Annotated in this window: 15 protein-coding genes; 5 read left to right on the top strand and 10 right to left on the bottom strand. The window is 40.2% G+C overall.

Annotation, left to right across the window (positions count from 1 at the left end; all coding sequences use genetic code 11):
- Nucleotides 1-132: 132 nt before the first annotated feature.
- The 6 genes from V7L20_RS22450 to V7L20_RS22425 form a co-directional block, all read right to left on the bottom strand.
- Nucleotides 133-744 (bottom strand): prolyl hydroxylase family protein, encoded by a 612-nt coding sequence (locus V7L20_RS22450; RefSeq protein ID WP_334746206.1) that lies wholly within the window; start codon nt 742-744, stop codon nt 133-135.
- 1,226 nt (nt 745-1,970) lie between these two features.
- Nucleotides 1,971-7,550, bottom strand: coding sequence for a translocation/assembly module TamB domain-containing protein (locus V7L20_RS22445; protein ID WP_334746205.1), 5,580 nt, complete (start codon nt 7,548-7,550; stop codon nt 1,971-1,973).
- Between the two features lie 1,101 nt (nt 7,551-8,651).
- Complete coding sequence (locus tag V7L20_RS22440) at nt 8,652-9,038, bottom strand: ISAs1 family transposase (protein WP_442943611.1); 387 nt, start codon at nt 9,036-9,038, stop codon at nt 8,652-8,654.
- 270 nt (nt 9,039-9,308) lie between these two features.
- Complete coding sequence (locus V7L20_RS22435; RefSeq protein WP_334746203.1) at nt 9,309-9,653, bottom strand: transposase family protein; 345 nt, start codon at nt 9,651-9,653, stop codon at nt 9,309-9,311.
- A 157-nt stretch (nt 9,654-9,810) separates the two neighbouring features.
- Entirely contained in the window at nt 9,811-10,926 is a 1,116-nt protein-coding gene (locus V7L20_RS22430) for a DUF3466 family protein (protein ID WP_334746202.1), read from the bottom strand.
- 77 nt (nt 10,927-11,003) lie between these two features.
- The gene (locus V7L20_RS22425; protein ID WP_334746218.1) at nt 11,004-11,402 is read right to left on the bottom strand and encodes a glycerophosphodiester phosphodiesterase family protein; all 399 of its coding nucleotides are present in this window, start codon (nt 11,400-11,402) and stop codon (nt 11,004-11,006) included.
- 505 nt (nt 11,403-11,907) lie between these two features.
- On the opposite strand from V7L20_RS22425, the gene V7L20_RS22420 reads away from it, so the two are divergent.
- On the top strand, nt 11,908-12,972 hold the full coding sequence (locus V7L20_RS22420) for a vWA domain-containing protein (RefSeq protein WP_334746201.1): 1,065 nt from the start codon (nt 11,908-11,910) through the stop codon (nt 12,970-12,972).
- A 496-nt stretch (nt 12,973-13,468) separates the two neighbouring features.
- Here the strand turns inward: V7L20_RS22420 and V7L20_RS22415 are convergent, their stop codons facing one another.
- A complete protein-coding gene (locus tag V7L20_RS22415; RefSeq protein WP_334746200.1) occupies nt 13,469-14,413 on the bottom strand; it encodes a hypothetical protein in 945 nt (314 codons plus the stop codon).
- A gap of 478 nt (nt 14,414-14,891) precedes the next feature.
- Between V7L20_RS22415 and ligA the strand changes: the two genes are divergently transcribed.
- Nucleotides 14,892-16,928 carry an NAD-dependent DNA ligase LigA gene (ligA, locus tag V7L20_RS22410; RefSeq protein WP_334746199.1) on the top strand — a complete coding sequence of 679 codons (2,037 nt, stop codon included), beginning with the start codon at nt 14,892-14,894 and terminating at the stop codon, nt 16,926-16,928.
- 46 nt (nt 16,929-16,974) lie between these two features.
- Nucleotides 16,975-17,205, top strand: a complete 231-nt coding sequence (locus V7L20_RS22405) for a DUF6737 family protein (RefSeq protein ID WP_334746198.1) — start codon at nt 16,975-16,977, stop codon at nt 17,203-17,205.
- 394 nt (nt 17,206-17,599) lie between these two features.
- On the opposite strand, the gene V7L20_RS22400 is transcribed toward V7L20_RS22405, so the two are convergent.
- The 3 genes from V7L20_RS22400 to V7L20_RS22390 form a co-directional block, all read right to left on the bottom strand.
- On the bottom strand, nt 17,600-19,090 hold the full coding sequence (locus V7L20_RS22400; RefSeq protein ID WP_334746197.1) for an SIMPL domain-containing protein: 1,491 nt from the start codon (nt 19,088-19,090) through the stop codon (nt 17,600-17,602).
- Nucleotides 19,091-19,903: 813 nt separating this feature from the next.
- Nucleotides 19,904-20,257, bottom strand: coding sequence for a hypothetical protein (locus V7L20_RS22395; protein ID WP_334746196.1), 354 nt, complete (start codon nt 20,255-20,257; stop codon nt 19,904-19,906).
- 667 nt (nt 20,258-20,924) lie between these two features.
- Nucleotides 20,925-22,544, bottom strand: coding sequence for an ArnT family glycosyltransferase (locus V7L20_RS22390; protein ID WP_334746195.1), 1,620 nt, complete (start codon nt 22,542-22,544; stop codon nt 20,925-20,927).
- A 668-nt stretch (nt 22,545-23,212) separates the two neighbouring features.
- On the opposite strand from V7L20_RS22390, the gene V7L20_RS22385 reads away from it, so the two are divergent.
- On the top strand, nt 23,213-23,476 hold the full coding sequence (locus V7L20_RS22385; protein ID WP_334746194.1) for a hypothetical protein: 264 nt from the start codon (nt 23,213-23,215) through the stop codon (nt 23,474-23,476).
- A gap of 17 nt (nt 23,477-23,493) precedes the next feature.
- Nucleotides 23,494-24,393, top strand: coding sequence for a hypothetical protein (locus tag V7L20_RS22380; protein WP_334746193.1), 900 nt, complete (start codon nt 23,494-23,496; stop codon nt 24,391-24,393).
- The last annotated feature ends 103 nt before the right edge of the window (nt 24,394-24,496 follow it).

Below are 24,496 nucleotides of genomic sequence, written 5' to 3'. Positions count from 1 at the left end.
GCTGGGTTCATAATAAGTACTTCAGCGCTTAAAAATCTAGGACTTTAGTCCTTATTACGAACTTACTTATTCACTTTTTGTAATTAATAAGACATACTATTAAGTGAATTTAGTGACTGATAAAGCGGGGTGTTAAACCTGAGCGTTGAAGGAATGATGCTGGTTGAGGCTGTGACGGTACATAATATCTGAGCGTAAAACGTACTTCCGTCCTTGGATAATAGGAGCGCCTTCATGTAGTAATTCATGGACAAAACATAAAACCATACCTGTTACGGGAATCACAGCAATATTAGGCAAATCTTCATAGTATCGGCGAGAAAGATGAAAAAGGGTATTACCGCCTTCAAAACCTTCATTAAGGTAAATCATGAAAGTCAATAGACTTTCCTCACCGTTAGTCCGCCGATAAGAACCATCATGATGAAGCGCAAACCTCTGACCTGGGTCATAGCGATAGAAACGAAAACGCTCATTCAATCCTACCGCTTGCCATCGGCCAATGGTACTAGGTATATAATTTGATACACGCTGCCATAAATGAAAAGCCCGTTCCTGGTCATCTAGGATGACACGCTGATTATTGCGAATGTCGGGACGTATTTCAAAACCTCGGATGGTAGTAATAGGAGCATCTGTATAACCAATGTTTTCGGTTAAAGTAATATACTCAGCACATTCTTGTGGTGAAAGAATATTGTCTAATGTGAAAATTTCGTTGCCAAGCAAATTTTTCTTGGTCATGGTTGAGCCGATTAAGATTTAAGTTTTCTGATAATGTAAACTAAGCATTTGTTTTGGGAAGCACAGTTAGTTTCGATAATCTATCTTCAAACTATAACCCCAGCATTATCGAGATATCCTCCCGCAGTTGTTTAATCCGTTTCAAATCTTTACATACAATCTAAAAGATTTCATAATGCGACACCTCATATACTCCAGCCCTACAATCACAAGCACACGCGATTGTAGGGTTTTTTATGTTGAATGCTTTTACCCCAATACGCTTGGGTTAAGCAAATTTATCTGTTAAGGCAGGATGAGAGAAAAAAGCTTAACTAAACTATATTGGCTTTTACCCCACATTCCGCACTTCGTTTTGTAATATACAAATATTACAATTCTTGTCCTAATGATAGTTGAATAGCAATGTCTACGACGGGCTATCACGCTCGTTCGCGCAGCCTACCGTAGGTAAGAGTCGCTATCAGCATCGCCAAAAGCCTAAATTACCTCAGTGTTAATACTTAAAAATTTATTATTTGTAATACTTTTTGAAGCATTTAAGAATGACATTTTGAAGTGCAGAATATAATATAATGATGTTATGATGCATCAACTATATTGCTATTTGAATGTTATGTATTTGTGCGATCGCTCTCTTGCCATGAGAAATGTCATTGTCATGATGTAACAAAGTTAGCAGCTAACTGTTAACAGCAAATAGCTTTGGAAAAGCGTCTTTCATGTCATTTCTAGAAGGAAGGAGCGTAGAAGGTATCTTTTTCTAACCTTAAAAATTGGAACCATATTATGTCTGTTCGCCGTTTTAACCTGTCATAATTTGCAATAATCCAAGAAATTCTCGATCTGGAGAACAACAGTCTCAAAACACCGATCCCATTAAACGTTGGGACTGGCATTATACCTACTAAGATTTCCTCTAATTTGAACTCTGCTGCCAATACCATGACAAATTACTAACGATAAAATATCCAGAAGTTGCAATAGAATCTACAAATACTGATTATACAAAATTGGCAAATCTTCATCAAACAAGAAGACATTGAAACATCTGTTAACTTTATTGCGATATAGTACAATACAGTTGGGTTAAGGCTAAAACTCTTTATCAAAGTCAATTAATTTTTTAATGTAGACGCAAAGCAGCTTACTGCAGAGGTACAGAGGAAACAGAGACAAGAGAAAAAACTTTTAGCCCGCCACTACGAAAGTTAAACTGTATTTATCTAAAATCTAGTTTCATACTCAACTTGTAATTGATTTTCATCCCCTAAATTAGTTGAGCCTCGCATCAAAATTTCATCATTGAGTCTGTAAAGCACGTTATAACGAAAAGACTCATCTGTAGATAAAGGCCGTGATAAAGAGGCAGAGAAATTTCTATTGATGTCAAATACACCTTCTGCTGATAAATTCAGAACTGAAGCTGTCCTTGTTTCATTACTAGTGGTAGGCGTGGGAAATATCCGAAATTCGCTGAAACCAACAGCCTGTCCGATCGCAGTAATAGTTCCTTGCAAACCACCTAAAATAGTAGAGCTAGCGAAATTAGTCAGCCCTTGTCCTGCATCTGCTTGTTGACCAAAAGAATTCAGAATCGAGCCACCCAGTAAAGCAACTATTTCTCCCTTACTACGGCTAGGTTCACTTGTCAACTCTAGACTGTCGCCTAATTTACTAGCAGGGCCGTTGACCCTGGCTTGAACGGTAACGGTACGTAAAGTCCCAAAGTTGCTAGCAGAAATATCGCTGACTTCAGCAGACAATGGTGATTCCAAAACTTGACTGTTTCTTGCTGATGTTTCCGGTACAATTGCGGTAAGTCGGACATTCAAAGTAGGGTCAAGCCCTTGACTTGGAGTAAACCGCGCAGTTTGTTCGTAACCTCGGGCTAAGGTAAACTCAGTGGAAAATAAGCTGATTCGTCCTCCTGTCAAACGAATTACTCCTTCAGGAAGCGGCTTGGCTAATGTACCATTAATCGTCAAGTCACCTTTGGCGTCAAAGCTCAATAGCGGCTGACTGAATACGGCTCCTCCTGGTATAAAGTCGAGTGGTGACTGAGTAATAACACGAATCTTGTCGTCTAAACTTAATCTTAAATCTCCAAACTGTATAGGTAAATTGGGTGGAGTTACTGCACTAGCGTTAGTATCTGCTGTAGTAACTGGGGTAGCATTACTCTCTGCTGTAGGTGTGAGATTAACTGTAACCTCTTCTCTATTTATGACGTTAGTATTAGCTTGCTCTGTAGCTGCTGATTTTTTTGTCTTAGGAGTAGAATTTCCAATGATTACCTGACCATCACTGAGCTGAATCTCTCCACCAATTACAGGTTTTAGTGCTGTTCCGCGAATTACAATATCGCCGCCGACACCGCCTTGATACAGTCCTGGAAGCTTAAAATTGAGTTTGTCTGCTATTGATACTGTCAGGGGATTCGCTAGGGCTTGCTGAGGATTTAAAATTGGCAGGATACCTGACGCATTTATTTGCCCCTTATTGTAAATACCTTGGATACCTGAGACATTCACTGTATCACCATTAAACTGCGCTGTCCCTGTGACATTTGTTAGGGGTTCAGATAAGGCTTGAGCGCGAAAAGTTGCATTGTTGAGTGTAGCATTTCCGTTAATAATTGGTTCGTTTAAAGTACCCCGAACGTTTAAATCTACTTGCCCTTGACCGTCTACCCAAGCGACTTGATTGTTGGTCAACAGGTTTAACAGTGCCAACCCTTCATTGTTCACGTTGGCGTTGATGTTGATTTGATTGCTATCTGGTTGCACTTTGGCAAAAGGCAAAGCAGCAGGTACGCTACCTGTAACTGTAACTGGTTGGGTTCCAGTCACTAACAAAGTACTGTCAAAATTCAAGCGAGCATTGTTGTAGTCAAAGTTCACCTGTCCTGTTTGCACAGGTTGCTTGTTGAGAGTTGCATTGGCTAGTGCCACTTTTCCTTGCACTCTCGGATCTTGTAAATTACCTCCCAAGGTGGCATCAGCATTTACATTACCAGTGATATCTATCGGGTATTTTTCTATAAAAGGTTGTAAAAGCGATAGAGGTAGACTTGCTACATTCAACTTTCCAGATAGTTGCTCAGTTCCTAACTGTCCGTTAAAAGCCACCAGTCCTTGATTTATCCCAATACTCAAGGGCGAAAGTGTGACTACACCATCAGCAAAATTGCCTTGAGCAACGACTTGATTAATGGAGTATTCACCCCATTGCCAATTAGCACCTTGGAAATTAAAGCCGACATTTAACCCAGATTTTAACGAGCCATTAGCTGTAATTCCTCCGCTCAAAACACCCGTTAATTCTGCAAGGGTAGGCAAAGATGCCTCTTTTCTGGTTTCTTGTTGCTGTTGTTTTGCTACGGATGTTGCAATATTAGAATAATATGCTAACTGGGTTTTCAAATCTGCATTGGGCAAACTGACAGGATTGGTATCAAGTACTTCTGCTCCAGCCAACTTCGGAGGCTGCAATCCTGTACCAAGGTCTTTATAATCAAAGATATTAAACGCTTGTAGAAGTCTTTCAACTCTGGCTTGGTCTAAATTAGCTTGGAATTGAAATTGCGGGTCATTCCCTGTTTTTACATTTCCACTCAGGGCAATGTTGCTATCTGCAATCCGCAATTGACCATTAGTCAAGCTAGCAGTACCATCAGCATAATTGATGCTGCCGCGAAATTCATCTGCTGCGACTCTGGCAACACGAGGCCCAGCGATCGCAACGTCTCCCGCAATGGCATAATTATTCAGATTGACAACTAAATTCCCCGATAGTTGCCCCCCCAAAGGTTTCAATTGATTGTTAGGTAAAAAGCCGCCAACCAAAGCTATAGGAAACTGTTGAGCGTTGATGAATAAGTTATCTCCCTCAGTTCTACCTGTGGAAACTGCCTCACCCCGCTTGACTAAAAATGAAGTCGGACGATAATCTGCACCCACGTTAAGCGCTATCCTATCTTGCTTCCCGCCTAATCGCAGACTTCCTCCTTGTCCTCCCTGAAAATTCACGTTTCCAGTTAAAAGTGGGTCAAATTTCAAGTTACTTACATTGAAATTCCGCAGGCGGATATTACCGTTAGCTTGCGGTACATCTGGAGTACCTGTAACTTGCCCATTAAAATCAAGTAACCCCGCTATGGCTACATCTCCAAGAACTTGAAAGCCTGTATTTTTTAAGTTGAAATTCTGTGCCAGTACATTTAAATTAAATCCGGCAATCTGAGGTGTGCCACTTGGTGGAGACTGAATAGCGATCGCACCATTAGCACTGAATCCTGAGGTACTTGCGTTTTCAACGATAATCTGCTGTCCATTCCACTGAAATTGTGCAGTCAGTGGTTTTGCCAGCTGCGCTACTCCTTGGGGAAGGCTGATTTGTCCGGCGGCGCGAATATCTGCAAGCTGGAAAGATTGTGTTGTGCCTGTTAACTTAATATTGCTATTGAGCCGTCCTCGTAGTTGTGGTGAGAACCGGTTGAGTTGAATTTGAGAAGCGTTGACAACCCCTTGCCAGCGACCAGCATCAAGGTTAATATTGCTGACATTAACCGCACCTCCTGCTACATTCAGTCTTGCTTGCCCTGTAGCTTGAATGGTTGAGGGTTGGAAAGAAGCAGTGCTTCCTGACAAATTCAACGCCGCATTGCTTAAAACTCCCTGGAACTGGGGTGGTATCTGTTTAAAACGGCTCAATTGCAGCTGTTGGGCATTCACAGAAGCCTGCCAGCGTTGTTGTGCAAGTTGACCACTAGCTCTGATTGTCCCACCTGCTACGTTCAAAACCGCATCTGGAAAGACGATATTCTGTCCTTGTTTGGTAACAACAACTCGTCCGCTAGTGGGATAGGTGGCTTTCGGCGCTTGCACCCGCGCTACTGTTTGCAGATTGCTCAGTGTACCAGAAATATTGGCATTTGCTGATACATTCCCAATGGTGATGGATGGTGATGAGTTGTATGCTTTTGCGATCGCATCTCCTGGTAAATTTTGTGCTTGGACATTCAACGCCACCCTACCTTGCGGTGCAAGCTGAAGTTGACCGCTAGCTGTTACTTGCCCTCCCACCTCTGGATTTGCTTGAACGTTAGCAACATTTACGTTTAATGGTCTATTTAGAGAACCAGTAACTTTGGCGTTTGCAGATATACCACCAATATTAATTGGAGTTGAAATACCGTAACCTTGAGCGATCGCATTTCCTGGTAAATTTTGAGCTTGAATACCTAAAGCTACTTCACCTTGGGGAGCTAGTTGAACTTGACCACTGGCGGTAATTTTTCCTCCTGTTGGCGGCGTTACTTGAACACTGGAAACATCAAGTTTTAATGGTTGTTTGCCAAATGAACCAGTAACTTCTGCTTTTGCTGAAATATTGCCAACTGCGATCGGTAGAGCAACGCCGTAGCTACGCGCTAGTATATCCCCAGATACACCATCAACTTGAGCATTAAATATTACGTCATGTTTGGCTCCGATATAAGCTTGACCGCCTCCTGTGATTTGACCACCTGCTGCGGGGACTATTTTCAGATTAGAGACAGCAATTTGAGATACAGTTTGAGATACATTCAAGCGGAAATCAGTATTTACGGCTGTGAAGAGAACGCGATCAACTTGAATAGGTTTTGTATTGCTTACCGTACCGTTAACGACTGGTTGCTGTAGTGCGCCGCCTACCTTAATATTTGCTTGAACTTCGCCACTAGCTGGGATTGACGAATTTACATTCAGCGTGTCTAAGATATTTTTCGCGCTAACAGGTTTTATTTGAGCAGAGAGATTAAAACCTGTTTGGGTATTAATTGTTCCATTAGCCACAAGAGGAACTTTGCCAAAGTTCGTATTCAGATTTTCTAAAGAAACCGTCTGACCTTGAAATATAAATCTGCCATTTAAATTAGAAACTTGCTGAGGAATCTTAGAAATTTTAGCAGCGATTTGATTAGCTGTAGCTGTTCCTGTAACGGCTATTTCTGACAGTTTTGGTGGAATTTGAACCCCTAAGTCAACATCTAAACGCCCTGCTTGCAAGGCAATTGGCAACTCAATTAATCGACTTATATCAGATGCTTGTAAATTTTGTGTTTGCAGCTTTAGGTTAGTTTCTTGAGCTTTTGTTTGTGTCTCACCAGAGATTTTAACTGTACCTCCTCTAGCAAGTTGACCATTAATGTCATAACCAATTCGTTGATTTTGATCAAAAAATCGGGCAATACCACCAAATTGATTTAATATTACTGACCCTTTCGGTCTAGTTGGTGCGGAGGCTGGGGATAACTCTACATTCCCATCTTGAATTTGAAGTGTTTCCAACTCAGTTTGAATAGTACCTTTTCCTTCCGCAGCCTTAACTTGGGCTGTGACCCAGCGGCCATCTTGATCCTGTTGGATGTAGACATTGGGTTGAACTAACGTAACATTTAATGCTAATTTTCGGGTAAGGAGGAGTTGCAAGGGCGAGAACTGCACATCTAAGGCTTTTGCCACTACCTGATCTGGATCGGTGGAAGTTGCTGGTATTGATAGAGAGCTAAATCTTAAACTAGTTAGCGAAAAACGATCAACTTTCCCTACTTTTACTGGACGTCCAAGCAATTGTTCGAGATTTTGCTGTACTAATGGTGCTAAATCTTTATATATGTAGTTTCTAGCCCACCAAGCACCGACTGCAATTCCAACCAGCAAAACGACACCGAGAGCCAAACTGCTACGTCCTAAGATCAGGAGCCATAAACGACGATTAAATGGTTTCTGGTTATTTTCTGATTTTGGAGAGTGCTTCATTATAGTTACAACACTTTTATCTGGAATAATCCGAGAGACAGGCTAGTACCGCAAGGCGCAAGTCAAAAGCTCTAATTTTGGACTTTGGCTGTAATGAAATAGTAAGTTTATTTCCAGCGATCTGTGCTAATAGGAGTTGGATCAGTCAGTCACAAGCAATATCTATCGAATAACAAATTATTACCCGAATTAGTTTTTCTCGCCTTTCAATTTGGAGATTTAATCTAGAGTATGGTACTTAATTAGCACTTCCTCAATCTGAGCAGTAATTAAGGCTATTCTCTGCTTCACCTTTTGAAAGTCTATAGTCATCCAAATAGTTGTCTGACAAATTGTCCCTCCTTTCTGTTAGGCAAAGTAGATGATTACCATGTCTTTTCTCACAATACTTATATTGTGAGCAACTATCTTTTGTACAAAGAATTGATATCTTAAGATAGATTTTCTTTGCTTAACGATTATTCATCAGAGTTTAGATAAAAAATCGTTAAATATCAAACTGCTCCATGATAACTCTTGTAAATACAACGGTGGTTATAAAATTCAACCCTGTATAATCTTACCAAGTAGTGATGACTTTGTTATAGTAAGTGCCTAAAGTTTTTCTACCAGGAAGGAGTAACCTATATAGGGTAATGTAGAAGGAATTTATTTTGTGTCAGAGTAACTTAAAGATTAGGTTGCCATTGTTACAGGTGCAGTAAAAGGTATTGGTCGGGCAATTGTGTTGACTTTAGAGCCAAGGTACGACTACTTTTGCTGTTGCCAGTGCTGATTAAGCCCTTCTACCAATTCCGCATCCTTGGCCTTGAGGTTGTTGAGAATTATTTGGTTCTTTACTTGAGCGATCGCCTATCAATACGGTTCAGTTAAGATCCCCCCGCCTACGGCGACCCCCTTAAAAAGCAGGGCTGTTTCATTCCACAAGGGATAAGAGTTTGTCAATATCATTAAAGGTAAATCTCTGGGCTTGGGTGATGGAGGAATAACTATTTCGGCGCAAAATATTGAGTGCGTTAGCGAAGCTTTGCCGAAGGCATCGTTCGCATAACCGACAGATTTGCAGGGGCGTTACCCATACGTATGGTCGAATGATCTTGATCAAAAATTACATCCTTGAACGGCAGTCGCCTCAAGTCGGGAAACCCGCCCACAGCGCTCGCTGCCTCCCCAATGAAGACGATTCTCAATACCCCAATGTCCGTGAATCCCCTTGGCAAAATCAATTGCTGAATAGACCTTGCTACTGATGTAGTAAGCAACTTGGTGATATGGTTTGCCTTCACGAGTGCCTATTGTTTCAACTTTAATTAAGGATTCTAACCCAACCCATTCTCGACTGATACCAGTTAAATCATGAAAAACTTCTACAGTACGCTTTGTAACTCGGTTCCCTTGTTTTTCAACTGTGATGTAGCGACTTGTTGACTTGGAGTTCTCGGTATTTTGTCGAATTTGGCAATACAAGTTTTTTTGATTTGCTTTCAGTGCGATAAGCCCAACGGCATGGCTTCGCTTACCGCATAGTCATTGCCACCATCAATAATTAGCTGGCAAGTTTTTTTTGGCAATGTAGAGCATCTAAACTGAAAACGACATCCTGAATATCTAATAACGCAATTAAATTTTGGACTGTGCTAATTTCACTACCCTGCTTGTTCTCCAATTTGCCCATACTTAAGACTAGCCCTCTTTTATCAGTAAATATCGGTATAATATATAAAAACTTTGATACTCAATTCTCTATTCTTTTACAGTTCATTTAATACTTTTACCATCAATTCCAAACCACTCAGATGCATCCACATGAACGTAGTTTTGCGCCCACTGATTGAAGATTTTTGCCAGAATATCAAAGTCTACTCCTATTAGTATCCTCCTGATCGTCGAGTAGGAAGGCACGCCATGTTTTTCAATTCCAAATTTCTCGATCAATACACGACGATGGCGTTTGACAAAGTCCCCCCATGCACGATAACCTACGTAGCCACTCATTGTTCCCATAATCACAAACAGCAACACCAGCCACAATTGGTGCCTTTGCCCGTCCTTAGTCCGAAAGTCTTTAACTTGCCGCAGTTGTTCAATCAAGTTTGCACCCATGATTTTTCATCCCCTAGATGCTTGTCATTTTACGCCTTTTAGGGGATGAAACAGCCCTGCTTTTTAAGGGGATCGCTGTAGGCGGGGGGATCTGAATTTAGGACGACTCAATCTTTATCTGAGAAGTATTGAATACAGACTAAATAAATCCGTATTCTCAAGTAATCGCTTTGTTTACCTGAAGTTTTTGTTGTATGACTGCACTGGTAGAGTGAAGTTGGCGCTTGAGTGATGCAAATAAAATTACAACAGCACCGAACGACAAAATAGGAAAGCCTGAAGTTGGTTCAGGTACAGAGACAGATGAGGTTGGCGTCAACAGGAAGGCATGTAATTCACCATTAACTGCACCACGACCAGCAATTTGTCCCTTATTATTAATGGCAGATGCTGCTGTTAAGGTAAAGCCAGCGTCTGAACCAGGAGCAATCAGGTCATTTAAGTCGTACAAAGTGTTATCACTATAAAGAAAAGCCCGCAAACCATCACCATCTGTTGTAAAAAAGTTACTGTTACTCCCAGAAAACCCAACTGCTTGACCTAAATTATTGATCCCTACACCAAAACTGAACAAATCTGTAGGACGTAACCTACCGAGGTCTTGGAGTCCCGTGCTGGAATTATACAGAAAAGCACGACCATCATCTACTTCACTGAGTCCAGAACTACCTACCACTTGTCCTAAGTCATTAATATCATTTGCTACGCTGTACTGGTAAACTGGCAAAGTTCCCAAATTAGTAGTTAGGCCGTTTTGGTAGAGAAAAGCTGTGTTTGAACTGAGTAAGCCTACTATTTGTCCCAAATTATTTATACTGTAGGCAACATTACCAGGAGTTCCGATGCTGGTTGCTGTACCATCACTGTATAAAAAAGGCCCAAATCCGCTTGCTCCTCCTACTATTTGGGTGCGATCATTAATGGCATAAGGAATAGCGTTTTTGATAGCGAGGGGTTGGGTGATGCCGTTGCTGTATATGAAAGGGTTATTCGCAGTAAAGTTATTACTATTAACCGAATTACCGACTATTTGCCCCAAGTTATTGATACCAGTTACTGAAAGTTGATTATCGCCAGGTAGGGGACTAATTTTTTTAACTGAACCATTGCTGTAAAAAAAAGAACGACCCAAAGAATTAATGGCTACCTCACCTGAGTCATTGATGTCTGTAGCGTAACTGTAGGTTTCTCCTGTAAGACTGCCTAAGTCAGTAACTGAGTAAAGAGATACTGCTAATGCCGACTTGGATACAGTAAAACTGATTGCAGTCAAGGTTATTGCTGTTATACAGGATTTCCACTTAAGTAAAAGCATCTGACTTTTCCGTAATTTTTTATTCCCTTATTAAATTACCACTGAACAGTAAAGTGAAAACCTGTTGTATCTGGATAGTCACTAAATACGCCATTAACACCTAAGCTGAAAAATAGTTCATATTCGCCTTGGGGATTTCCTTGAAAGTCCAGTAGCAAAAAACAGTCTTCATTGCAGAAAGTCCAGACATGAACCAGCAAACCAACTGCATGAGCATTGATGACTAGAGATGTTGGCGATCGCAGCTTACCACTGCTGTCTTTAGGAACCAACAAATTTTTATGAATACCAACCGCCTGTGCATATTTAGCAATTTCTTCTAAACCTGATGCTGTGACTAAATCTATATATGTGCGTTCATTAGCACTAAGTATCTGTCCGAATTCAATCAACGACTGCCTGAATTCAATCAACGACTGTCCGAATTCAATCAACGACTGCCTGAATTCAATCAACAACTGCCCGAATTCAATCAACGACTGCACCAATGCAAAATTCGCCCACCCTGCGGGATCTTGCTACATCCCCCAACCCCCAATACTTCTCGGTTAGCGCAAGGGAGCAATGCGATAAAATCGCATTGCTCCCTATGCAAGAAGTCTAATATAGGAATTTAGCAAACTTGCTTTTATTAAATACAAAAGCGATGGCTTTGCCAACGCCTGCCGTAGGATGCCCGAACCCGAGTGCGTCTCTTTTAGGAGAAGGACTCTAGGGCGATCGCAAGAATTGAACCAAAGCCTAGACGTTGCATCTGCGAGTCAAGAGACATCGCACAAAAATGTACATCAATTCCTCATGTCTCAATCTATGTAAAAATACTTATAAAAATATTAAAGTATAAAAAAATACTCTTATCTAAAGTAAGAAAGGTGATGCCGATTGTGTGCCATTTGTAATTTTGTAAGTTAAAAATTAAATATTAATTTAGGTAAGCGGATGACAAGTAATAACATTGAGATTGTTTTCAGTTTTGATACAACTGGAAGTATGTATCCTTGCCTTACCCAGGTACGGCGAAAAATCAAAAATACTGTTACCAGACTGATTGACGAAATTCCCTTGATTCGGATTGGGATTATTGCTCATGGTGACTACTGCGATGCAGGCTCAACTTATGTCACCAAAATATTTAATATATCCGGTGATGTTGATGCTATCTGTGATTTTGTGCAAAATGTCGAACCTACTGGTGGTGGAGATGCACCAGAATGTTACGAATTGATATTACATGAATCTCAATCTTTATCTTGGTCAAAGTCAGCAACAAAATCACTAGTTTTGATTGGCGATGATATTCCCCATCCTCCAGCACACAATCCGAAAAAACTGAATTGGCGCAAAGAGTTAAATAAATTAGCTGAGGCAGAAATTACAGTTTACGGAGTTCAAGCACTCAATCGCCCTCATGCCACTCCTTTTTATCAAGAACTTGCAGAAAAGTCTGGCGGTTTTCATATCAACTTAGACCAGTTTTCGTATATTAGTGACTTGTTTTTAGCAGTTTGCTACCAACAATCATCTAATGACCAGCTCCAAGCTTATGAACAAGAAGTAATTGACCAAGGGCGCATGAGTCGGGGGTTAAATAAAATATTTAACACCATGATGAATCGGGAAGCAACATCCTATTACGAATCAGCTGATTTACGGGCAGTTTCTCCAGGACGTTTCCAGATTTTAGAGGTTGAACAAGATATTTCAATTAAAGCGTTTGTTTTGGAAAATGGTTTGAGTTTTAAAGTTGGGCGGGGTTTCTACGAATTTACAAAAACAGAAACTATCCAGGCTCAAAAAGAAATTATATTAATGGATCGAACAACGGGTGATTTATTTGAAGGAGGTGCTGCACGAGAAATGTTAAATCTACCGATGGATGCAACGATTCGGATTAAACCGAGTAACCTAGAAAAGTATGTTGTGTTTGTCCAAAGTACCTCTGCTAATCGTAAACTGATTGGCAAAACTCGATTTTTATATGAAGTCGAAGACTGGGATCGCTAAGTGCCAACCACTAGGGACTGTTTTCAAACTCGAAGATTCTAACCCCCTTAAAAAGCAGGGCTGTTTCGTTCGCTCAGGTCAAAATTTTGTCAAGGTCTCAGCCAGAAATTTTAGTGAGTTGGGAATCGAAAAATTACTGTTTCAACCAGTAAATTTAAGTGCGTTGGCAAAGCCTTGCCGTTCGCGTAGCGTCTCGTAGAGAAGGCATCGCCAGGCTCATAAGCTTTCTAAACTTTTGAACTAGCTGATTTTTTTGGTTGATACGCTTGTAAATTAGGGTCTTTCAGGGAATGAAACAGCCCTGCCTTAAAAAGGGGAAAAGATGCCTGACTTTTCACGGGATGTGGAAAAGCTCATTTTAGGGGTTTCCCAATCCCTTATTGTTCGGTTAGCTATTTTCATTAACTCAGAGCTATTGAGAATTAACTTGTGGAAAAAGCCACGTTTTTTTGAGGCTTGATGACTTCCCGTGAAAAGTTAGGAAAAGATGCTTGTATTAGTAGCCACTAACATTAACTAATCGATATCCTTGACCAACCAATTGATCAAAAGTCGCTTGATACTCGGCTGAGGTTAATCCATGTCGCGCCTGCCAAGCCGAACCACTAGACTGTTCCCAAATAGCAGCATATCTGTCTTCCCCGTTTACACGGTAACCACTAACGTGAACTAATCGATATCCTTGACCAACCAATTGATCAAAAGTCGCTTGATACTGGGCTGAAGTCAATCCAGATCGCGCTTGCCAAGCTGGACCACTAGACTGTTCCCAAATAGCGGCGTATCGGTCTTGTCCGTTGACATCATAACCACTGACATCAACCAACCGATATCCTTGACCAACCAATTGATCAAAAGTCGCTTGATACTGGGCTGAAGTCAATCCAGATCGCGCTTGCCAAGCTGGACCGTCAGACTTTACCCAAATAGCAGCATATCGGTCTTGTCCGTTTACACTGTAACCACTAACGTGAACTAATCGATATCCCTGACCAACCAATTGATCAAAAGTCGCTTGATACTGGGCTGAGGTCAATCCAGATCGCGCTTGCCAAGCTGGACCACTAGACTGTTCCCAAATAGCAGCATATCGGTCTTGTCCATTGACATCATAACCACTGACATCAACCAACCGATATCCTTGACTAACCAATTGATCAAAAGTCGTTTGATACTGGGCTGAGGTCAATCCAGATCGCGCCTGCCAAGCCGGACCGTCAGACTTTACCCAAATAGCGGCATATCGGTCTTGTCCGTTAGCTATTGCTTGTCTTATGCCTTGAGGACTTCTCTGTAACTGGATGACATTTTGACCAAGTACCTTTGTCTTTGTCTCGGTCTTGCTGACAATATTAGCAAAGTTGCTGGGAGTAGCAAAAGCGGAACTGACTAAAGTTAAAAGCAATACTACACTAGAGGCAGTATATGTTAAAGAGCGCATGAACATAATTAGTGAACTAAAACTATAACATTGGGTTTTTGGGCTGCACTAACTAAATATATTGGCATTTGTTTTTTATACAATACTTCTTAGCAGTACTAGCAATTGTGGATACACTCGATTTACAGACAATTTCGAAAATCGTAATACTGGTATTATTACTTATATATTTTATGTATGGTATTGGTGCTTTGATTTGAGTCTAGAAGACTTAGTATCTTAAAATTATCTATATAAGAAGAAAAAATTATTTTGAGGTATTGAACAGGAAATGATTTCTTGTCAGGAAGTGCTACACGTAAAATGTTAGATATACCGTTAGATGCAATGATTGGGATTAAATTGAGTAACCTAGAAAAGCCCGTAGTGTTTGTCCGTTGACCCGATGACAGAAAGTCGCGGCTATCCAAACAAAGCCTGTCAAAGCAGGTTTGCTTGTCTTTAAATTGTATTTTCTAGGTATTTTGTAATAAGTCTAATGACCCAGATTAAGCCTGAAGTAAAACGTACAGAAGAATTGCGCCAGTTATTGCAACAAGCCAGCTATGCTTATTACGTTTTAGATGCTCCAATTATGGAGGATGCAGTCTATGACCAGTTATATCGAGAATTGCAACAACTGGAAATTCAATATCCAGAATTGGTGACTCCTGATAGTCCGACTGTGCGCGTGGGTGAGAGGCCAGCAACGCAGTTTACCTCGGTGCGGCATAATATCCCCCTGTACAGTCTAGAGAATGCATTTAATATCGATGAGTTGCAAGCCTGGGATCATCGTTGGCGGCGACAAGTACCGAAAATAGAATCGGTGGAATATGTCAGTGAACTCAAAATTGATGGTTCTGCTTTGGCTCTTACCTATCAAAATGGCATTCTAGTTAGGGGTGCAACTAGGGGTGATGGGGTGACGGGTGAAGATATCACCCAAAATGTGCGGACAATTCGCTCAATTCCCTTGCGTTTGAATTTTGAAGGGTTAGAAATTCTAGAAAGGGTGGAAGTACGTGGTGAGGCATTTTTACCATTGGAAGTATTTAAACAAATTAACCAGGAAAGACAAAAAGCAGGTGAGCAATTATTTGCCAATCCTCGTAATGCCGCAGCTGGTACACTCAGGCAATTAGACTCGCGCATTGTCGCTAAACGGCGGTTGGATTTCTTTGGCTACACGTTACACATCCCTGGTAGAGATGACGCTAGTATTGCCAATACCCAATGGGAAGCATTGGAGTTATTGGAAAAGATGGGTTTTCGAGTCAACCCTAACCATAAACTGTGTGCCTCGATCGCAGAAGTGGCAAAATATTACGAATACTGGGATACGGAACGGCTGAATTTACCCTACATGACTGATGGGGTAGTAGTAAAGCTGAATTCTTTTAAACTTCAGGAACAGCTAGGGTTTACGCAGAAATTCCCTCGCTGGGCGATCGCTCTAAAGTACCCAGCCGAAGAAGCACCTACTCGTGTAGAAAATATTGCTGTGAATGTGGGACGAACAGGGGCGTTAACGCCGTTAGCCGAGATGCGCCCTGTGCAACTGGCGGGGACAACGGTTTCTCGCGCTACTTTACATAACAGCGATCGCATTACTCAATTAGACATTCGCATTGGCGATACTGTGATTGTCCGCAAAGCTGGAGAAATTATCCCAGAAGTGCTGAGGGTATTAAAAGAACTCCGTCCCTCTGACACTGAACCTTTCGTTATGCCCACCCATTGCCCAGTTTGTGGTCAACCAGTGGTGCGAGAATCAGGTGAGGCGGTAACTCGGTGCGTCAATGCTTCCTGTGCAGCGATTCTCAAAGGTTCTATTGAACATTGGGTAAGTCGTGATGCCTTGGATATTAAAGGCTTGGGCGAAAAGCTGGTGCATCAACTCGTTGATAAAGGTTTGGTGCATTCTGTTGCCGATTTATATGAGTTGACAAAAAGCAAATTGTGTGAGTTAGAAAGGATGGGGGAAAAATCGGCAGAGAAATTAGTGGATGCGATCGCTCAATCGAAAAACCAACCTTGGTCAAGGGTATTGTATGGTTTAGGCATCCGTCACGTTGGCAGTGTGAATGCCCAATTGTTGACTCAGAAATATTTCACTGTAGATCAGTTAGCTACAGCAAAGCAATCAGATATTGAAGGAATTTACGGTATCGGTGCTGAAATTGCCCAATCTGTATACCAGTGGTTTCGGATTGATGCCAACCAAAAGTTAATAGAACGCTTACAAGCAGAAGGATTGCAATTAGCTGCCACAGAGGAAACAAAAACAGTTGGTGATGGTAATCAAAAGTTAGCAGGTAAAACTTTTGTAATTACGGGAACATTGCCAACCTTAAAGCGAGATGAAGCGAAGGCTTTGATTCAAAAAGCTGGTGGTAAAGTGACTGAATCAGTGAGTAAAAAAACAGATTATTTGGTAGTAGGCGAAGATGCAGGTTCTAAATTAGAAAAAGCGGTTTCCTTGGGAATTACGCAATTAAGCGAGCCGCAGTTGTTAGAGATACTGGAGGATTGATGCATATCTTGCCAACTCGTAACACTCATATCAACAAATAAAACCAATGTCTGAACAAAAGCCCATAAGTCCGTGGAACTACAAACCTTGGTGGTGTCAGCCTTGGTCTATAGTTCTCACAGGTATAACTCTGATTGGTGGTAGCTGGTTACTATTTAAAACTATCTGGCTAACAGTTCTCGTCTCTATCCCTGTAATGATATGGATGGGATTTTTTGTGTTGTTTTGGCCACAACTAATGATTCGCAGTGGGATTTTGGAGTCATATAAGGACTAAGTACAGCATTTCATTAATTCGTAGTGAATTAAATTTGGCGATACCTTGCAATGCCAACCCATCGGCTAACAATGCCAACCCGTCCCCTTGCATTAAAAACGCTACGATTTTATGCAAAGCTGTCAGGACTTACGCAATAACTCTCTGAAACTCTTATTCCTTTGTGTTCTTTGCGTCCTTTGCGGTTCGTTTTATCATGATTTTGCGTAAGTCCTGGCTGTACTAAGGAATGAGGATTAAATTAGATCCATAACTTTTTTCTAGGGGCATAGCACTCAAATGCTTCTATGCAGGAAATCTGGAAGTTAATAAATCCTCATTCATAATTCGAGTAAAATGTCCGAAATATTCCTATGTCTATGGCCTAGTTGTTTGACAGTTGCGTAAGTTTTGATTAAGTAGATTGTTGCAATCCATAAAGAGCTAGACCGAGAGTACCTGCTGGAGCTGAAGAATAAGCGATATCTAGAGAAACACTAGCTTCTATTGTCTGAGGCCCACCAAGTAAAGGAGTTTTAATACCTGTTGCAAAAGCTTTATCTGCTACTAGATTAAACTCTAAAGGAGATGGGCTAGGATTGCTAGCTGAGTTAATATCAATGTCAATAATCTTTCCAGGGGTTAACTGCAAGGTATTAAAAACAGCGCCAGCCTGAGCTTGAGCGTCCTTAACTGCTTCGCTAAGAACCTGCAAGCGTGCCTGTTGCAATGCTTCGTCTGAGGCAGTGAAGCTGATATTCTGGATTAGATTCGCGCCTGCTTGGATAGCTTTATCAATTGCTGCCCCAGCTTGATCTGTTGGTAACTCAAACTGAAGTGTGTTGAGTCCTTCAAAGCCAGTTAGGGTTTGAGTCCCATCTTTATCACTATAGACAGGATTTAGTTGAATAGATGTAGTTTGAAGTTCTTGCGCCCCAAGCTTTTTTAGCACATCAACTACTGCTGTTGAACGTTGAGCAACTTCTTCTTGAACTTCGGTTGCGGTTTTTTCATCTACTTGAATTCCCAATTGTACCTCAGTTAAAGTAGTGGGAACAGTGACCTTTCCTTGACCAGTAACCTTCAATATCTGAGCAGTGTTTGGATTAGTGCTACCAGTCAGGGGATCGACGATCGCAAGAGCCTGCTTAATCGCACCTGTGAGATTATCAGTAGCTGAAGCCAGAGTGCCTGCTGAATTTGGAGAATAACCAATATCTAGAGAAACACTAGCTTTTACAGTCTGAGGACTACCAATTATAGGAGTTGTAGTATCTGCCGCTTTATTTACTGCTTCAAACAGCAAAGGAGATGGGCTAGGATTGCTAGCTGAGTTAATATCGATGTCAATAATCTTTTCGGGGGTTAACTGCAAGGTACTAAAAACAGCGCCAGCCTGAGCTTGGGCGTCTTTAACTGCTTCGCTAAGAACCTGCAAGCGTGCCTGTTGCAATGCTTCATCTGAGGCAGTGAAGCTGATATTCTGGATTAGATTCGCGCCTGCTTGGATAGCTTTGTCAATTGCTGCCCCAGCTTGAACCGTCGGTAACTCAAACTGAAGTGTATTGAGTCCTCTAAAGCCAGTTAAAGTTTGAGTATCATCTTTAAAGCTATATACGGGATTTAGTTGAATAGATGTAGTTTGAAGTTCTTGCGCCCCAAGGTTTTTTAGCAAATCAACTACTGCTGTTGAACGTTGAGCAACTTCTTCTTGAACTTCGGTTGCGGTTTTTCCCTCTACTTGAATCCCCAATTGCACGTCAGTTAAAGTAGTGGGAACGTTAACTTCTCCTTGACCTGTAACTTCCAATTTCTCGGCAGTATTTGGATTAGTGCTACCAGTCAGAGAAGGGATGATCACAACAGCCTGCTCACTCGCAACTGTGAGATTATTTGTGTTAGCCATCTTATTCTCCTTGCTTAAATGATGTTTTAAACCTGTTGATGTTTTAATCTAAGAAAATGTCTGAAAACTAAGAAAGCCCATCCAACGGTATCCTGTCAGTAGAAAAAATACTTAAGTATGACAGAGTTACAAGAGCCATGAATCCATCATACCTAAGTAGCTTGACTTAATTACAGCAAGAATTGCTATCGAGACTAATTCCAGCAGCTAAAAAAGGCAGTAGAAAACACAGTCTTGACATGTCAGCAGTAGTAAATACAATCTTTTCACGCCATCTGCAACTTAATCTTACGTAACAAGTATATCCAAATTAAAAGGGACACAATTGTAGCAATTAAGCCAGAAACAGAAGGTATGAACTAATACGGTTTAGTTAAGGAAAATTGTAGGCTGGGTTAAGCAAAGCGCAACCCAACAAAGCCTCAGAAATGTTGAGTTTTGTTCCTCAATCCAACCTACACAGTTTAAGGTTTTTGGCATTAACCCAAGCGTATTGAGGTCTGAACTAGTTATTTTGGATAGATAATTTATTTATCAGATAATGGGTGAGTCTTCTTTAAACAAGATTTCATTGAAAGCGACAGGAAACTCCATCCCCGGACTTCATCTTGCTACGCACTCCGTGGATGGACGACGTTGTTCCCCCCGTCGCTTTGGGCATTGGCCAAACAGGTAGTTTCTTCCCCATGCCCCATGCCCAAAAACTCCATCCCGCAAGTAGTGTGGAGTTTTTTATAAGATTTTTGTACTGTTTAATAAATTAACAAGCTGAGGATTTTGTAGGATTAATATTATTACACAATATTCAATTTTTCATAATTCTTGCTTTTGTGTAACAATCCACATCAAATCTAACCACAATTTAGGATAAACCTTCTTAATTTGCGATTTGGGATCGTGTAACAAATTTGTAGCATTCACGCAAACAACTTCAACTAGACCCAGATATGCTGCCACTTCTATCAGTAAATTTTTTTCTGCTACTACAGCAGCAATCAGTCTGTCAGGACAGTAAATTCTTATATATTTGGCATGAGGGATATACGCTTCTTTTGATTTATAATTTAGTACTTTTATATAGCAGTACTGTAGTAATTTCCATGCTCTTGGGTGAGCTTGCTCAATAATAAGGGTAAATTGTTGGGCTAAGTCTTCTTCAGTAATCATTACTCTCTCCATTGCTCTTGTGCTAAAAACTGTAATTTCATCTCATTTGTGTACAGTAAACTTGACGCAGTATTGCTAATGCTGTGTGTATTAATATCTCAGTAAAATTAACAAGTTTTAGTTGAGGTAAAATTTACCCATGCGGCAGAATTTGTTGGAAAGTTTTCTATGGCTTTTGTTACTTTCCTATCAAGAATCAAAGCTGAAACCAATTATTAAAACTGTATCAATCGCTGCTTTAAAGCAAATTAATTGGTATAAAGCGAAGTTACTGAAAAAAAGAATTAAGCAGCCAGAATCACTCTTGTGCAAGTAGCAGATGAATCAGAGCAAAAAATTTGACCCGTTGCAAATAAATTGGCGATATTTATGATATTCTGATCTTAGAGAAAATCAAGAGTGCGATCGCACCCTGTTCTCCCTGCTCTTTTTATGATGATCTCACTTTTTCGCGTCGCTCCCTGGTTCTGGAACTTTTGGCGTGTTATTTATAGTTTTTAGGCTTTGAGTTTCCCTGTATCAAATCATCTCTGCGCTTATGTGCAGAGATGATCGAGAGCGATCGCTCAAGCAGATGGTGAAAAGAGGCAAGAAGATGCCCAAGGCAGGGGGAGCAGGAGAAGAAGAATTATTGATTGATTCTTGAGCAATGCCCCATGCCCAAAACTTAAAGACGATTAATATCTTTTGTAACTAACTTCCAGCTTTCAGCTTCGTCAACTAGCTTCATTGACTCTAGTTCGAGATTGTTGAAAGCAGATGCATGAAGGAGAAAGTAGGGTTGCCCGTTGTAGTGCCAATAATATTCGAGTTCGCCAACAGAGGCGGGTATGATGGTGCGATCGCTATAAAAATCCAACGAGGGACGATGATAGGGAAAAGATGTGTAAATTTTCTTCGTAGCTGGATTTGCCCGCACGATCATGGCGGCGACTGGTTTAACTGGATAAGCTTCCGATAATTCCCAAACCCAGTAGTTAGATTTCATTAACAGTAGCAGCGAAATATAACTTCCCCAAAACAAAATCTTCAGAAATTGTCCATCACCTCGTTCTGCCAAAATAGCTGCTAAGGTCATAGTTAAAGCTACTGCTGCAAAAATCAGTTGTAAGTCTATTTTCGGTGTTGTACCCCAACTGAAATAAATACTACCAGCAGAAGCTGCTATAGCAAGTATCGCCAGACCAGCAACCCAAGCACGGGGATAAGATGAGAGTAAAGGCGAATTTTCTGTATCTGATAATTGGATACCAAAAGCTAAGGCTAAACTAGGGTAAATCGGGAATAAATACCAGGGAACTTTGGTAATCATGAAAGAAATTACCAGCAGATAAACACCACTCCACGCCATTACAAGTTTTGCCCAACTAAGGTTGCGGTTTTCCCAGGTTAAGCGGATAGTTTGCGGTAAGAATAATAGCCATGGCCATGTGTATTTGAGAAGTTCAATAACATAGTACCAAGGAGGTTCAGGATTACTTTCTACAAATGAGCCAATTCGGCCTATTGATGGGTTTACAAGCCCAACTTGGGCGAACATATAACCATAGTGAATTAGTTGGGCACTATACCAAGTAGCTACAGGCAAAATGCCAATTAAGATTGCTATCCACAGATAGTAACAAGTGAGCAGTCGTGGTGTATCCCAAAACAGAAATATGATCGCGATCGCACCTAGTAATACACCTAGCAATCCTTGAGTCAGGCAAATCAGCCCAAAACTAACACCAACACCAAGGCAATAGCGTAAATCTCGGCGTGATCGTAACACGCACAACATCATCACCATCAAAAAACTTACCATCGCCCCATCCAACATTGCCAACCGCCCATGACGCACCACAGGCAGCATTGTTAGATAAATCAAGGCGCTATAAATAGCAGCCCAACGTTGGCGAAATATCTCTCTAGCTATGCAATACAGTAAAGGTACAGATGTCGCTGTTAAAATTGCTCCCGGTAGGCGCGTTGTGAACTCATTTTCGCCTCCAAGAGAATAAGCCCAAGCAATTAGCAAATGCATCAAAGGCGGCTTGTTATGATATGGTTCACCTCCTAACGTTGGGTAAAGCCAACGCATTGAACCTGCTGGAGCGTGCCAAATCTCACGAGCAATTTGTGCCACAGTCCCTTCATCCCAATCTCGCAACGGCAATCCTCCCAGATTGATGCTAAACAGTAACACTGCTGCCAATAGCAATATTATTAGCCATACCCAATCAATCCATTTGCCAACCGTGCGATGCTGTTTTTCTAGAGGACTCCAAATAAAGCTTCCTTCTTGCATATTCTATGTTAATCATTTTACTTTCTGGTTTGATTACATAGAGACATCTAGCGAATCTCCAATGTTGTCACCCAGTAACAACGTATGTTATTAACAATTGCTAGTTTCCAAGATTAACTCAATTTTCTCTAATTAGCCCTATTTTTTAAAAAATTTATATTGGTTGTTTAAATAACATTTTAACCAAAAAATGATAAAAATAATACATCCGATAAATTATTTGTTACCTGTTGCACAGTCCGTAAATCAACTTGTATTCCTTTGAAAGGAACGCTTAATTTAAATTTTATATACTTAGTTATTTGTCTGTTTAAATTCAGTAAAATAAAAAGCAATTGCTACATAATATTAATAACCTGCTTAATTAAGAAAAAATCTATGTTTTTGATTAATAATTTTATAAAATTTTATTTTATAATTCATAATTGTTATAATTCAGCACTCCCGAGTCAGAAATTAGAAGGAATCTAGAATAATAAGTATATTTATTCATCAAATTTTCTTTTGATTATCTAACTATTATTTATCCAGATTTGATACTTATTGTCAATGCGTAAGTCTTAGTTTAAATTTAATTAAGTAATTATCTAATTTAAATATCTATGTTATAAAATTTTGTCAAAGTGTTTTTAGAATAATAAACCTCGATAAAATCATGGGAGCTGTCAATGAATTTACCTGTGGTTGTGGATATCACTATTGGTTTAGTTGTTATTTACTTGATTTTGAGCCTGATAGCTTCTGAAATTCAAGAGTTGATTTCTACATGTTTACAATGGAGAGCTAAAAATTTAAAAAATTCAATTGAATTACTTTTAGCAGGTGGTAGCGAAACTGAAGAATCAGATATTACTAAAGCAGAAAAGCTGGTAGATAAACTTTATTCTGATCCTTTGATTAATACCTTAAATCAACAAGCGAAGGGAAAATAGAAAAACAGTTTCAGGGAATGAGTAAAAGTATTGATATAAAAGGACTAGGAGGAAAACAAAGCGGCCCTTCATATCTTCCTTCTGAAACATTTGCAATTACTTTATTAGATACCTTAAAACTTCCCCAGCTAATTAATTATGTTAAACATCCTAGTGAAGATACTAAAACTAATTTGCATATAATATTAGCATTATACAGACAAATTAAAATAGGTATTAATAATCCAGATAGTGAAGAATACAAAAAAATCCAAACAATTTATGGAGATATCGACCAAAAATTTATAGATTTTGTTAATCAAGATTTACCGGATGATGTACCTGATAATTTAATTAAGAGTCTTAGCGTAATTGCTCAACGAAGTAGGATAAAGATTGGTGACCTTACCGAAGAAATGAATCAGTTTCAAAATGAAATTGAAACATGGTTTGATCGCTCTATGGATCGAGCCAGTGGCGTTTATAAGCGCAATGCCAAAGGTGTCGCAATTTTAATTGGGATATCAATCGCCATATTCACCAATACTGATACATTTCACCTAGTTAGTAGATTATCGCAAGATTCGATTATCCGCTCTGCTATTACTCAAAGTGCAAGTGAACGAGTCGATTTTATCAAAGTTCCAGAAGCCAGAAGGCAAATTGAAAAAGTTTTAGGAGATAATTCTGTTCCTATTGGATGGCAAAATATTAATCAACAGTTTAAGTTATTAGATGTTCCAAACTTTAATAGTGAAAAGGTTTTATTAATCAGAACTTGGCAGGGTTTTAAATTAATTTGTGGTTGGATTGTGAGTGGTTTGGCTATTGGGATGGGTGCGCCTTTTTGGTTTGATTTCCTGAATAAACTTGTCAATGTGCGAAATGCAGGGCCAAAACCTGTTGCGTATACTAAAGATCAACCGCCTCAGAAATAAGTTTGGCTTTGTGAAAAATTGCTTTGTTAGGTTAAGCAAAGCGCAACCCAACAAAGCCCCCGAAATGTTGGGTTACCCTGCAAAATCTTGCTACGTTGCTCAA

Source organism: Nostoc sp., assembly GCF_036916735.1.
GTDB lineage: Bacteria > Cyanobacteriota > Cyanobacteriia > Cyanobacteriales > Nostocaceae > Nostoc.
This window is presented reverse-complemented; position numbering and strand designations above follow the sequence as displayed.